Below are 14020 nucleotides of genomic sequence, written 5' to 3' on the forward strand. Positions count from 1 at the left end.
CGCGAAAATAAGGTCAGCCAAGGGGTATTACGGGAGTAGAATACTCGTTCCTGTGGTCTTGCGCGCTTCCAGTTCTTCATGCGCCTTGCGGGCATCCTTCAGGGCGTAAGTCTGATTGATTTCGATTTTCACCGCACCGCTGCCCACAACGTCGAAAAGCTCGGCTGCGGTCTTTTCAAGATCGGAACGCTTGGCGACATAGTTGAACAGCGTGGGGCGGGTCGCGAAAAGTGAGCCCTTCTGCGCCAGAAGCCCAAGATCAAACGGCGGGATAACGCCAGACGACTGGCCGAAGCAGGCGAACATGCCGAGCGGTTTCAGGACATCCAGCGAACCCATATAGGTATCACGTCCGACGGAGTCGTAGACGACGTCCACGCCTTCGCCATGGGTCAGCTCACGCACTCTTTCCGCGAAATTTTCCGTGCGATAATTGATGACATGGTCATAGCCGTGCTTTTTCGCGAGCGCGATCTTGTCTGCCGATCCCGCCGTGCCGATAACCGTTGCGCCAAGATGCTTGGCCCACTGCCCCGCGATGAGGCCGACGCCGCCAGCCGCGGCATGAAAAAGGATTGTCTGCCCGGCTTCAACGCGGAAGGTACGCCGCAGCAGATATTGTGCGGTCATGCCCTTGAGCATCATCGAAGCGGCTGTTTTGAGATCAATATTTTCCGGCACGATCACCAAACGGTCGGCAGGCAAAATACGCTCGTCCGCATAGGAGCCAGGCGTTGCCACATAGGCTACACGGTCGCCGATTTTCACATTTTCAACGCCTGCGCCAACGGCAATAACGGTGCCCGCGCCTTCATTGCCGGGTGTGAATGGCATTTGCGCCGCCTTGTAGAGGCCGGTACGGAAATAAACGTCGATGAAATTGAGGCCCACAGCCTCGTGACGAACCTTTGCTTCGCCCGGCCCCGGCTCACCGAGTTCAATCGGCTCATAGTTCAGAACTTCAGGCCCGCCGGTCTGATGAACGCGAATGGCATTGATCATCATACGTCTCCGCTCTTTTTTGCAGCTGCAGCTTTCTCGGTCTCAATGACGGCGGTCGTGCGCCCAAGGCCAGGGAAAAACTGCATGATTGCGCCAATGAAATAGATATAGAGCCCGGTGACGGAAATACCCACGCGCACCCACAGCGGCGCATCCAGCGTGTAATAAAGCGCGATTGCCCCGAAGGCGCACCAGAGCAGAAACACCGTGAGATTGACGGGACGCAGCCGCACAACGCGCACCGGATGCAGGAAGCAGATCGGCAGGAACGACAGGATCGCCGATGCGACCACAGTGCCGAACGCGACCCATTCTCCCGGCCTGACGATGAACAGAGTGAAGACCACCATGTTCCACACCACCGGGAAGCCCTTGAAGAAGTTCTCCTTCGTCTTCATGCCCGTATCGGCATAGTAAATCGCGCTCGACACGACAATGATCGCGCCCGATATGAAGGATAGGTTCGTTCCCATGAAGCCGCTTTGATACAAGGCAAAGGCGGGGATCAGAACATAGGTGACGTAATCGATGATGTTATCGAGCAGCTCACCCGACCAGTTGGGCAGAACATATTTGACTTCGAGCTTGCGCGCGATTGGGCCGTCGATACCATCCACGAATAGCGCCAGACCAAGCCACCACCACATCGCGGTATATCGCCCGTCGCTTGCCGCAACGATCGACAGAAAAGCCAGAAACGACCCCGATGCCGTCAACAGATGGACGGAAAACGCCTTGGCTTGGGGCGCTGTGACTTTCTTGGCTTTAAGTTTTCCGGTCAGTCTGGTTTTCACGCTGTTCGCCATTCCGTTTTGTCGCCGCGCAATTTCCGCAGAAGATACAGCGATATTATTTCAATCGTACTTTGGACTCATCTGGGGCGTGTACACCAAACAAACTGACGCCCCAACCATTCTGTTGGATCGTGAAGCGATCTATCCCAGAAAAGCCGTGTTCTTGCTGAAAGCTTTCCCCGAATAAGCTCCAAAGAGCAAGTAAGGCGTGAGGCAAATCAGCCTTAATTCCACGGAAGAATGGCCTTTGCCTGCATTTCGGTCTAAGTGCTGCTTGAGAACGGCTCGGAAGAATCATCTTCCTATCTGCACTTTTGGCCGACACGTCCCGACGAAGGATGAAGCGAAATGAACGATCTGGTTGCGAACAAGCCGATGACTGACATCGTGATCAGCGGCGGCGGCCCGGCCGGGATGATGGCGGCGCTGGCGCTAGGCGCGAAAGGCTATTGCACCGTTCTTCTCGGCCCCGAAACGGATAAGGGCGACCGCCGTACCACCGCGCTTATGATGCCCGCCATCCGCTTTCTTGAACAGATTGGCGTCTGGGCATCCATCGCGCCGGAAGCCGCAGCGCTTGCGTCTATGCGCATTGTCGATGCGACGCAGCGCCTTGTCCGCAGCCCGACAGTCACCTTCCGTGCCGGTGAAATCGGCGAAGAGGCATTCGGCTATAATATTCCAAACGCTGTGCTGAATGCGAAGCTCGCCGAAGCAGTGGCTGAAAGCGCAAATATCGAGCGCAATACAGCTTCGGCTATCGAATATCGTCCCAACGGCGATCATGTAACGGTTACAGTAACGGGCGGGGATACGCTTCATGCCCGCCTGTTGGTTGCAGCCGATGGGCGCAATTCCGGTGCACGGGAAGCTGCAGGCATTCGTGCACGGCGCTGGAACTATCCGCAGACCGCTATTGTCTTGTCATTCGCCCATAGTATCAGCCACGAAAACATCTCAACGGAATTTCACACCGAGCACGGCCCGTTCACGCAGGTTCCGCTGAAAGGCAAGCGCTCGAGCCTCGTCTGGGTGGTGAACCCTGAACGCGCCGAAACCCTGCTCACGCTGGACGATCAGGCTCTGGCCGCACAGGTTGAAGAAATGATGCAGTCGATGCTCGGCCAGATCGAAATCGACGTGAGCCCGCAAGGCTGGCCGCTATCCGGTCTGGTGCCAAACGCATTTGCAGCCAAGCGAACTATCCTGATCGGTGAAGCGGCGCATGTTTTCCCGCCTATCGGCGCGCAAGGTCTCAACCTTGGCACACGCGACGTGGAAACGCTGGTCAAGGCCATCGAAAGCGATCCTGTCGATCCAGGTTCTGATCGTGTGATCCGCGCTTATGACCGTGCACGCCGCCCCGATATTCTGGCTCGAACCGGCTCGGTCGATGCGCTCAACCGTTCGCTGCTGTCGCCCATGCTGCCTGCACAGATCGCACGCGGCGTCGGGCTTGAAATGCTGCGATCCTTTGCGCCGTTGCGGTCATTCTTCATGCGGGAAGGCCTGCGGCCCGGCAGCGGCTTTGCGCATTTTCTCCCCAAGCTTCCCAAACTGGCAGACCGTCAACGCGACAACGCCAGCAAATAACGCTTCCCTTCAAAAACTTCATGTTTCACGCCCGCTTTAATTCGGCGGGCGGTGAACTACATAACGTCTCATGGGTATGACACAGATAAAACATGCGAAGTTCCAAATCGGCCAGGTTGTAAAACACCGGCTGTTCCCGTTCAGAGGCGTTATCTTCGACGTGGACCCCGAATTCGCAAATACGGAAGAATGGTATGAGTCCATACCGGAAGACGCGCGCCCGCAGCGCGACCAGCCCTTCTACCACCTCTTCGCGGAAAATGCGGAATCGGAATATGTGGCGTATGTGTCCGAGCAGAATTTGCTGCCAGACGTCAGTGGCGAGCCTTTGCGTCATCCGCAGATCGATGAAATTTTCGACCGTCTCGATAATGGAAGCTATCGCGTGAAATCACAGCATTCCAATTAAATCAGCTGTATTTGTTAAAGTGATGAATCAAAAAAGGGCGCCAAAAGCGCCCTTTTGTCATTGCCTTGATTCTACCGATTAGTTGGCAGCACCCTTGGCCTTGTCCTGCTCGGCCTTCATCTTGGCTTCAAAATCCTTTTGCTTCTTCTGGACAGCGTCCTGAAGTTCCTTCTGGCGGTCTTCCAGTTCCGACTGCTTCAGAGCGGGGCCGGTGAGAGCCTGTGAGAAGCCGGTGAGAGCGACCGGGATCGGGTTCGGCTTGTTCTGATAGTTGACCGAGGTCAGCGTCAGCTTGCTGCCCTTCTGAAGAGCCTTGATCAGATCGTCGTTCAACGGCGCTTCAGCGATGCAGCGATCCGGGAAGCAGATGCCATATTCAAGCTTTACCGCTTTGTTGTTGTCGATCTGCATGCCAACGCCAGCCGGAATCAGGCGGCCAATCGGCACGGTGACCTGGAAGATCTTGCGATTGATCTTGCCCTTGATCTCGATGAGGTTAACAGCCGTCAGCAACTGGCCGGAATCGGCAGTGATAATGTTCTGCGTATTGCAGATGTCGTTATCTTCCTGCTTCGAGCAGACCTTGAACCAACCCTGCGGCGGCTGTTGCGCCGATGCAGGCATCGTTGCGGAGGCAAGCAAGGCGAACGCGCCAGCGATGGCCGATGTGGCTGCGATTGTCTTCGTGCTGGACATGATCAACAGGTTCCTTTCAACGCTCTGATCTTTAGTTCCCGTATTCTGGCTTAGTCAGCGATAGACCGTCACTGGTTTGAAAATGCGGCAACAGCGTGACCTTTAGGACTCTTCAATCCTATTCCGGGGCGGTGTTACAACGACTACGAACGCGAATCCAGACCAGTTTCCGTTTGGAATGCTCCGAATCTCGTAAAATCACCATTTTCATTTGTACTGTCACGTTGGGAACACGCCCAAAATGCTCTTATATTGTACGATCATGATAATTTCGCCTAACGAATCAATGCTATTTCGTATTTCCTTAAAAACAAGCACATCACGCTTACTTACAATGGACGAATGAAGTTGAACGGATTGATCGCTCTTTTGCGCAGAAAGTTCCTGCCGGCAATTTCGAAGGCACCGAAATTGGGAGGGCTGGCAGCTATTGCCGTTTTGACGGCGGGAATCGCCGCGAGCATGGCGCAGGCCGAAACAGCAACAACGCCTGATTATGCCCTTTCCATGCATGGCGACGTCGCGCTTCCTGCCGACTTCACGCATTTTCCCTATGCCAATCCCGATGCGCCCAAAGGCGGCAAGCTGACCATGGGCGTTGTCGGCACGTTCGACAGTCTCAACCCCTTTGTGCTGAAAAGCATGCGCACGACGGCGCGAGGCTTGTTCAGCGACGGCGAGTTTGGCAACCTCGTCTTCGAGACATTGATGCAGCGCTCACGCGGCGAACCATTCACACTCTACCCGCTACTCGCGGAAAAAGTCGCTATAGACCCCGATCGAAACTGGGTGGAGTTCACGCTGAACCCCAAGGCCAAATGGTCGGACGGACAGCCGGTGACGGTGGATGACATCATTTTCACCTACCAGATTCTTACCGAAAAAGGCCGCCCCCCCTTCAACAACCGCATGAGTCGGATCGACAAAATCGAGAAAACTGGCGAACGCTCGGTGCGTTTCATGTTCAACGACAAGTCCGATCGCGAGTTTCCGATGCTCATCGCCTCGGTCATGCCGGTTCTTCCGAAACACGCAACCGACCCGGCGACCTTCGGCAATTCGACACTGAAGCCGCCAATCGGCAGCGGCCCCTATCTGGTGTCCGGCGTGCAGCCCGGGCAGCGCATCATCTACAAGCGCAATCCGGATTATTGGGGGAAGGATATTCCCTCCAAGCGCGGCACGGACAATTTCGATACGCTGACGATTGAATATTATCGCAACGAAACCTCCCTGTTTGAATCCTTCAAAAAGGGCCTGCTCGACGTCTTCATTGAAGGAAATCCCACACGATGGGAAAAATCCTATGATTTTCCAGCCGTACAGCAAGGCAAGGTCATCAAGGAAAGGTTCGAAAAGGGCACACCCGCAAACATGCTGGGTTTTGTCTTCAACACGCGTCGCCCGATCTTCGCCGACCGCCGCGTACGGCAGGCGCTGGGATTGCTGTTCGACTTCGAATGGGCGAACCGCAATTTGTTTGCAGGCCAGTACAAGCGCACCCAGAGCTTCTGGGAGGGCTCGGACCTTTCCTCAGTGGGCAAGCCTGCTGATGCGCGTGAAAAGGAACTTTTGGCCCCCTATCCCGATGCAGTGCGTGAAGACGTGATGAATGGCACATGGCATGTGCCCGTTACCGATGGAACCGGTCATGACCGCGCGCCTGCTAAACAGGCTTATGATCTTCTGATGGAGGCCGGGTTTCAGTTCCACAACGGGCTTGCCGTCGATTCCTCCGGCAAGCCGCTGGAGTTCGAGATCATGACGCGCTCGGCAGATGAAGAGAAAATCGGGCTTGCCTACAAGCGTAATCTCGCCCGCCTCGGCATCACGGTGGAAATCCGCACAGCCGACGACGCACAGTATCAGCAACGGCTCCAGACCTTTGATTACGACATGATCCTGGGCGCTCTTTCCAGTTCGCTGTCGCCCGGCAATGAGCAGTGGATGCGCTGGGGTAAAGCCTCGCGCGATGCGCAGGGCAGCTTCAACTATGCAGGGGTGGCCGATCCGGCGGTCGATGCGATGATCGACGCACTGCTCGCAGCGCGCAGCCGCGCCGATTTCGTTAGCGCCGTGCGCGCGCTTGATCGGGTGCTGCTGTCGGGCGACTACTACATTCCCCTCTACCATCTGCCTTACCAGTGGGTTGCACGCTGGGACCGGATCGAACATCCAACCAAAACAGCGCTTTACGGCTATCAGTTGCCAACCTGGTGGCGGGGCCAGCCTTGAGTTCTCTTTGATAAAACTGTAATTCGCCCTAAATCCACTTCCTGTAATCTGCGATATCAATGCGGGAGGCACAGCCTCCCGCAACCACACGGAGCATCCCGCATGAGTGAAAAGAAAATCACCATCGACGTTGTGTCCGATGTTGTCTGCCCGTGGTGCTTTCTCGGGCGCAAGCGGCTTGAAAATGCGCTCGCCATGCTGCCCGATGTGGACGCAGAAATTCGCTGGCGTCCGTTTCAGCTTGATCCGACGCTGCCGCCGCAAGGCAAGGACCGCGGGACCTATATGCGCGAAAAATTTGGCAACAGCTCGAAGATCGATGACGTTCATAAGCAACTGAATGAACTCGGCGAAGAAAACGGTATCGTCTTTGATTTCGAGGCGATCACCCGCGCGCCCAACACGCTCGACGCGCACCGCGTCATTCACTGGGCGGCACAGGCCGCTCCGGATACGCAGAACAAGCTCGTCGGCACTCTGTTCTCGCTTTATTTCGAACAGGGACAGGATATTGGCGACCATGAAGTGCTGGTCGATGCCGCGGCAAGCGTTGGTATGGATGCAGCCGTTGTCGCGCGTCTTCTAGAAAGCGATGCCGACAAGGCAACGATCCGCGAGGAAATCGACACTGCCAACCGCATCGGCGTGCGCGGCGTTCCCTGCTTCATTATCGATCAGAAATATGCAGTCATGGGCGCACAGACCGCCGATGTTCTGGCCGATGCCATCCGCCAGACGGCGGAAGGCTTCGAGCCGGGGATTTCCGAAGATCGCTAAAAGAAATGACGCGGCGGGTTAACCCGCCGCGATTTTCGCGAGCTGCGTCATGATGACAGCCGCGCCGTTGAGGCGCTTTTCCGGCGTTGCCCAATCGCGGATGAATACGATGCTCTGATCCGGCCTGATCTTCGCCATCGAGCCCTGCTCCCCGATCATCTTCACCAGACCGACCGGGTTGTTGAACGTCGCATGACGGAACTGGATGACGACGCCCTTTGGGCCCGCATCCAGCTTCTCGACGTTGGCGCGACGGCACAGCGCCTTGATATAGACGATCTTGAGCAGGTGCTGCACTTCCTCCGGCATCGGGCCGAAGCGGTCGATAAGTTCCGCACCAAATGCGTCGATATCCTGCGGCTCTTCCAGATCGGCAAGACGGCGATAAAGGCCAAGGCGCAATTGCAGGTCCGGCACATAGGCTTCCGGAATCATGACCGCCGTGCCAATGGCGATCTGCGGCGACCACTGGCTGTCTTCCACTTCGCCGGAACCCTTAAGCGTCGCGACGGCTTCTTCCAGCATCTGCTGGTAAAGCTCGAAACCGACTTCCTTGATATGGCCAGACTGTTCCTCGCCCAACAGATTGCCCGCGCCGCGAATATCCATGTCATGGCTGGCAAGCTGGAAGCCAGCGCCAAGCGTATCCAGCGATTGCAGCACTTTCAGGCGGCGCTCAGCCATCTGCGTCAGCATCTTGCCTGTTGGAAGCGTGAAGAGCGCGAAAGCGCGCTGCTTGGAGCGCCCGACGCGACCACGCAGCTGATAGAGCTGCGCCAGACCAAACATATCGGCGCGATGCACGATCATGGTGTTCGCGGTTGGAATATCGAGACCGGATTCCACAATGGTCGTGGAAAGAAGCACGTCGTATTGGCCGTCATAGAAGGCGTTCATGATGTCGTCGAGAACGCCCGGCGCCATCTGGCCATGCGCAACGGCGACTTTCAGTTCCGGCACATGCTCTTTCAGGAATTCCTCGATGTCGCCCAGATCGGAAATACGCGGACAGACATAGAAGCTCTGACCGCCGCGATAGCGTTCGCGCAGCAATGTTTCGCGAATGACGAGCGGATCGAACGGCGAAACGAAGGTTCGCACCGCCATGCGATCCACCGGCGGCGTGGTGATGAGCGAGAGTTCGCGCACACCGGTCAGCGCAAGCTGCAAGGTGCGCGGGATAGGCGTTGCCGACAGGGTCAGCACATGCACATCGGATTTCAGCTCCTTGAGCCGTTCCTTGTGCTTGACGCCGAAATGCTGCTCCTCATCGATGATGAGCAGGCCAAGATTCTTGAACTTGATCGAGCTGCCGAGCAGCGCATGGGTGCCGACGACAATATCGACAGTGCCCTCCTCCAGACCTTTTTTGGTGGCGGCCAGTTCCTTCGTGCCAACCAGCCGCGAAGCATGGGCGACGGTGATCGGCAGGCCATGAAAGCGCTTGGAGAAGGTCTTGAAATGCTGGCGTGACAAAAGCGTGGTCGGCACAACAACCGCGACTTGCACGCCGTTGAGAGCCGCGATGAAAGCGGCGCGCAGCGCCACTTCCGTTTTGCCGAAACCGACATCGCCGCAGATGAGGCGATCCATCGGCTTGCCCGCGGCCAGATCGTCTGCCACCGCCTCGATGGCCGTCATCTGGTCTTCGGTCTCGTCATAGGGGAAGCGAGCAGAGAATTCCGCATAAAGCCCGTCGGGCGGCGTCATCACCGGCGCGCCGCGCATCTGGCGCTCGGCGGCGATCTGGATCAGATGGCCCGCAATCTCAAGCAGTCGCTTCTTGAGCTTGGCCTTGCGCATCTGCCATGCGCCACCGCCAAGCTTGTCGAGAACCGCGTCGGAACCTTCCGATCCATAGCGCGAGAGAAGCTCGATATTTTCGACCGGCAGGAACAGCCGATCATCGCCCGCATAGTGAATTTCCAGACAGTCATGCGGCGCGCCCGCAGCTGTGATCGTCTTGAGGCCGATGAAACGACCGATACCGTGATCGACATGGACGACAATATCGCCAGCCGTCAGCGAAGCCACCTCCGAGATGAAATCCTGATCGCGCTTGCGACGCTTGGACCGGCGGATAAGGCGGTCGCCCAGAATATCCTGTTCGGCAACGACTGCGAGATCACCGGCATCAAAGCCGCTTTCAACGGCCAGAACCGCTGCCGTCACCTTGTCACGCGATAGCGCCTTGACGGTTGAGAGCCGGTCAACCGTCTCGATCTTTTCCAGCCCGTGTTCGTCAAGAACCTGCAACAGACGGTCGAGTGAACCTTCCGTCCAGGCGGCGACCAGCACCTTCTTGCCAGAGGCGCGCAGATCGGCAATGTGCTTCACCGCGGCCTCGAACAGGTTCACGTCGGTTGCAGCACGCTCCTCGACAAAGTTGCGCCCCTTATGCGCATCGGCATGAACAATGGTGCGGTTCGATACGTCCGGCGCGCCAAAGGGTGTGAGGTCGATGCGCAACCCGCTCGCCTGCACCGCATCCTCGACCGCCTGCGGCGTAAGATAGAGGGCTTCCGGCTTGACCGGCTTATAGGGAACGGCCTCGCTGCCCGCTTCCTTGCCTTCCGCCTGACGAAGCCGCGCCTCATAATGGTCCACCACCATAGTGTGGCGCTCAGCCAGAGCTTCATGCACCAGATGGTCGAACACCACGGGCATGCCGCCCGCATGGTCGAAAACGGTTTCCAGATGATCGTAGAACAGCGGTAGCCAGTGTTCCATGCCGGCAAAGCGGCGGCCTTCACTGATCGCCTGATAGAGTGCATCGTCACGCTGCGGCGCGCCGAACATCGCCACGTAATTCTTGCGGAAACGGCTGATCATATCCGGTGAGAGCGTGATTTCACTCATCGGCTGCAGCACGAATTCCTTGCGCGTGCCCGTCGTGCGCTGGGAAGCAGGGTCGAAGGCGCGGATCGTTTCCAGCGTATCGCCGAAGAAATCCAACCGAAGAGGCTCTTCAGCCCCCGGCGCGTAAAGATCGACAATGCCGCCGCGCACGGCAAATTCGCCGATATCGCGCACGGTTGACACACGATCAAAACCGTTGCGCTCAAGCCGTGAAGCCAGTTCATTCATGTCGAGCTGGTTGCCGGGACGAGCTGAAATCACCTGTTCGGCAATCGCCGCCTGTGGCGGCAGTTTTTGCAGCACGGCGTTGGCGGTCGTCAGAACGATTGCTGGGTGCGGTGTCTTCTTGAGCGCCGCCAGAGCGCCGAGTGCGGTCAGTCTGCGCGCCGATGCGTCGGCACCGGGCGATACGCGATCATAGGGCAAGCAGTCCCATGCAGGCAGATGCAGCACCGGCAGATCCGGCGCGACAAAGCTCAAGACCTGCTCAAGGTCAGCAATGCGCTGCCCGTCGCGCACGATATACATGATGGGCCCGCGTTCGCCGATCTCCTCCGCCAGACGCGCAAGGCAGAACGCCTCGAAGCCATCGGCCACACCGTCAATGACGATGCGGCGTCCGGCTTTCGTATCCGTATTGGGCTTGAGACCAAATTTGCTGAAAACGGGCATGGATTTTTTAAAACTCTATGCGGTCACGGAAAGCAACGATATCGCGGAACAGCGGTGTGTCATGTTCTGCGGGGATCGGACTTTCACCTGTCACCCATTTGAGAAGATCACGATCCAGCACTTCCAGAATCTGCTCGAATTCATCCAGCTGGGCATCGGTGAAACTGACAATATACGCATCGGCATATTGGCCCAGAATCAAATCCATCTCGCGCATGCCGCGATGCCAGGCGCGAAACAAAAGCTTGCGACGCCGTACATCCAGATTTCCCGTCGCAAGTGTGCTGCCAGTCATGTCGGAACTGCTCCATTTATCAAATTCGCTGCCGGTATATAGCATCTGGGACCGAACAGGGAACCTGTTTATGAGACAAGAACAAAAAGAGCACGAAAAGATGATGGCGCAGGCTTGCACCCGACAGCGAAGCAGTTAATGCTCCCCGCCATGCGTCCGTCCCTGCTCGATCCGTTTTTCGCTTCCGTCCGCTCGCTTTCCGGCATTGGCCCGAAAGTAGCGGTTCTGCTTGGTAAACTTCTGGGCACCGATGTGCCCGGCGCGGAACCGAAGGTTGGCCAACTCCTGTTTCTGCCGCCGAACAGTGTCATCGACCGACGCAACCGTCCCGGCATTGCGCTCGCGCAGGAAGGCGCCATCGTCACGCTGGAAGTTGTCGTCGATCAGCACCAGCCCGCCCCGCCCGGCAGAGGCAATGTTCCGCATCGCGTCTTCGCCCATGACGATACCGGCGAGATTGCGCTGACTTTCTTCCATGCGCAATTGCCATGGCTGCAAAAGACGCTGCCCGAAGGCGAAACTGTCATCGTGTCCGGCAAGGTGGAATGGTTCAACGGGCGCGCCTCCATGGTGCATCCTGATTATATTGCGAGCCTCGAAGACGCCGCCAACCTGCCAATGGTCGAGCCGGTCTACCCGCTGACGGCTGGCCTGTCGCCGAAAACACTGGGGCGCGCCATCAAGGAAGCGCTGACGCGTGTTCCACCGCTGCCGGAATGGATCGACGGCCCTTTGCTGGCGCGCGAGCGTTTTCCAAGCTTTCAGCACGCGCTTAATACCCTGCACCAGCCGGAAGACCCGTCCGACATTGCGCTTGAGGGCATCACGCGGCGCAGGCTGGCTTATGATGAATTTCTGGCCGGGCAGCTTGCCCTTGCCCTTGTGCGCGCCAAGACACGCAGGCTTTCGGGGCGACCGCTGGAAGGCACCGGACGCATCGTCACCGAAATCATGCGCCACCTGCCCTATCGTTTGACCCAAGGGCAGGATCAGGCCGTTCGCGAAATCATTGCAGATCTCAAATCGCCCGAGCGCATGTTGCGGCTTTTGCAGGGCGACGTCGGATCAGGCAAAACGGTGGTGGGTCTGCTTTCCATGGCGCATGCTGCGGAATCTGGCGGTCAATCCGCCCTGATGGCTCCAACCGAAGTTCTTGCCCGTCAGCATTTTGCGACGATCGCGCCGCTCGCCGAAAAAGCCGGGCTGAAAGCCGCGCTTCTGACTGGCCGTGAAAAAGGTCGCGACCGCAATGCCGTGCTGGAAGGCTTGAAAAGCGGTGAGATCGATATCGTCATCGGCACCCATGCGCTGTTTCAGGAAAAGGTCGAGTATCACGACCTCGTTCTGGTCATCATCGACGAACAGCACCGCTTCGGTGTGCATCAGCGCCTGATGCTGACCGCAAAGGGCACGGCCCCCGATATGCTGGTGATGACGGCAACGCCGATCCCACGCACACTGGTTTTGACCGCTTTCGGTGACATGGACGTATCTAAACTCACCGAAAAGCCTGCCGGGCGTCAGCCTATTACCACAGCGATCCTGCCGATGGAGCGCATGGGCGAACTGGTGGAGCGCATCCGCAAGGCGGTGCAGGAAGGGCAGAAGATCTACTGGATCTGCCCGCTGGTGGAGGAATCCGAAGTCGTCGAACTGACCTCGGCGGAAGAGCGTTTCGAAAGCCTAAAATCCGTGTTTGGTGACCGGATCGGCCTGATCCATGGCCGCATGAACGGGACCGAAAAAGACGAAGCCATGCGAGCCTTCAAGCAGGGTGAGACGCGGCTTCTGGTTGCTACCACCGTTATTGAAGTCGGCGTGGACGTGCCCGACGCGACCATCATCGTGATCGAACACGCCGAACGGTTCGGCCTGTCGCAGTTGCACCAGTTGCGCGGGCGCGTGGGGCGCGGCGACAAGCCGTCGACCTGTATCCTCCTTTACAAGGGACCGCTGGGTGAAATCGGTCAGGCGCGACTGAAAGTCATGCGCGAGACGGAAGATGGTTTCCGCATCGCCGAAGAAGATCTGAAACTGCGCGGCGAAGGCGAGCTGCTCGGCACTCGCCAGTCCGGCACGCCCGGTTTCCGTCTGGCTTCCATCGAAACCCATGGCGACCTGCTGGAAATCGCCCGCAAGGATGCCCGCTATATCCTGACCAGCGATCCCGATCTGGAATCCGAACGCGGACAGGCGCTGCGCGTGCTGCTCTATCTCTTCGGGCGCGATGAGGCGATAAGGTTGCTTAGAGCCGGCTAGCAAAATGGCCGCTCACGCGGCCACTTCAATCACTTTATAAAGCTAACTCTGTAATAAACTGATTTTACTCAACCGTAACCGACTTTGCCAGGTTGCGCGGCTGGTCCACGTCCGTACCCATCAGGACGGCGGTGTGATAGGCCAGCATCTGGATCGGCAGCGCATAGACCAGCGGCGTGATGAATTCCGGCACGTCCGGCAGAACGATGGTCGCCATCGTATCGACGCTGGCGCTTTCGGCACCTTTTTTGTCGGTGATCAGGATGATGCGGCCGCCGCGAGCCGCCACTTCCTGCATGTTGGAAACGGTCTTTTCATAAAGACGGTCGGACGGTGCAATGACGATGACCGGCATGGTTTCATCGATTAGCGCGATAGGCCCGTGCTTCAACTCGCCAGCGGCGTAGCCTTCGGCGTGAATATAGGAGA

General features: G+C 57.6%; 11 protein-coding genes. 5 read left to right on the forward strand and 6 right to left on the reverse strand.

Features of this window, described 5'->3' with window-relative positions; translation table 11 throughout:
- Positions 1 to 27 precede the first annotated feature (27 nt).
- Both JAU75_RS19715 and pcsA read right to left on the reverse strand, forming a co-directional pair.
- Positions 28 to 1002 carry a quinone oxidoreductase gene (locus JAU75_RS19715; protein ID WP_199058149.1) on the reverse strand — a complete coding sequence of 325 codons (975 nt, stop codon included), beginning with the start codon at positions 1000 to 1002 and terminating at the stop codon, positions 28 to 30.
- On the reverse strand, positions 1002 to 1808 hold the full coding sequence (pcsA, locus tag JAU75_RS19720) for a phosphatidylcholine synthase (RefSeq protein ID WP_199058150.1): 807 nt from the start codon (positions 1806 to 1808) through the stop codon (positions 1002 to 1004). Before pcsA ends, JAU75_RS19715 begins: the two co-directional genes overlap by 1 nt.
- Positions 1809 to 2144: 336 nt before the next feature.
- Between pcsA and JAU75_RS19725 the strand changes: the two genes are divergently transcribed.
- A complete protein-coding gene (locus JAU75_RS19725; protein WP_199058151.1) occupies positions 2145 to 3389 on the forward strand; it encodes a UbiH/UbiF family hydroxylase in 1245 nt (414 codons plus the stop codon).
- Between the two features lie 70 nt (positions 3390 to 3459).
- The gene (hspQ, locus tag JAU75_RS19730; RefSeq protein WP_199058152.1) at positions 3460 to 3798 is read left to right on the forward strand and encodes a heat shock protein HspQ; all 339 of its coding nucleotides are present in this window, start codon (positions 3460 to 3462) and stop codon (positions 3796 to 3798) included.
- A 78-nt stretch (positions 3799 to 3876) separates the two neighbouring features.
- On the opposite strand, the gene JAU75_RS19735 is transcribed toward hspQ, so the two are convergent.
- Positions 3877 to 4494, reverse strand: coding sequence for an invasion associated locus B family protein (locus tag JAU75_RS19735; protein WP_199058153.1), 618 nt, complete (start codon positions 4492 to 4494; stop codon positions 3877 to 3879).
- A 462-nt stretch (positions 4495 to 4956) separates the two neighbouring features.
- Here JAU75_RS19735 and JAU75_RS19740 point away from each other — a divergent pair, with 462 nt between their 5' ends.
- Both JAU75_RS19740 and JAU75_RS19745 read left to right on the forward strand, forming a co-directional pair.
- Positions 4957 to 6729: an extracellular solute-binding protein gene (locus JAU75_RS19740; RefSeq protein ID WP_199058160.1), complete on the forward strand. Its 1773-nt coding sequence runs from the start codon at positions 4957 to 4959 to the stop codon at positions 6727 to 6729.
- Between the two features lie 102 nt (positions 6730 to 6831).
- Positions 6832 to 7506 (forward strand): DsbA family protein, encoded by a 675-nt coding sequence (locus JAU75_RS19745; RefSeq protein WP_199058154.1) that lies wholly within the window; start codon positions 6832 to 6834, stop codon positions 7504 to 7506.
- 18 nt (positions 7507 to 7524) lie between these two features.
- Here the strand turns inward: JAU75_RS19745 and mfd are convergent, their stop codons facing one another.
- Positions 7525 to 11037, reverse strand: a complete 3513-nt coding sequence (gene mfd, locus JAU75_RS19750) for a transcription-repair coupling factor (protein WP_199058155.1) — start codon at positions 11035 to 11037, stop codon at positions 7525 to 7527.
- A 7-nt stretch (positions 11038 to 11044) separates the two neighbouring features.
- Positions 11045 to 11332 (reverse strand): succinate dehydrogenase assembly factor 2, encoded by a 288-nt coding sequence (locus JAU75_RS19755; RefSeq protein ID WP_199058156.1) that lies wholly within the window; start codon positions 11330 to 11332, stop codon positions 11045 to 11047.
- A 138-nt stretch (positions 11333 to 11470) separates the two neighbouring features.
- On the opposite strand from JAU75_RS19755, the gene recG reads away from it, so the two are divergent.
- Positions 11471 to 13591, forward strand: a complete 2121-nt coding sequence (gene recG, locus JAU75_RS19760; protein ID WP_199058157.1) for an ATP-dependent DNA helicase RecG — start codon at positions 11471 to 11473, stop codon at positions 13589 to 13591.
- A gap of 64 nt (positions 13592 to 13655) precedes the next feature.
- On the opposite strand, the gene JAU75_RS19765 is transcribed toward recG, so the two are convergent.
- A partial coding sequence (locus JAU75_RS19765; protein WP_199054871.1) for an SIS domain-containing protein occupies positions 13656 to 14020 on the reverse strand: 365 nt, incomplete at its 5' end.

It is taken from the genome of Ochrobactrum sp. Q0168, from assembly GCF_016427605.1.
Lineage (GTDB): Bacteria > Pseudomonadota > Alphaproteobacteria > Rhizobiales > Rhizobiaceae > Brucella.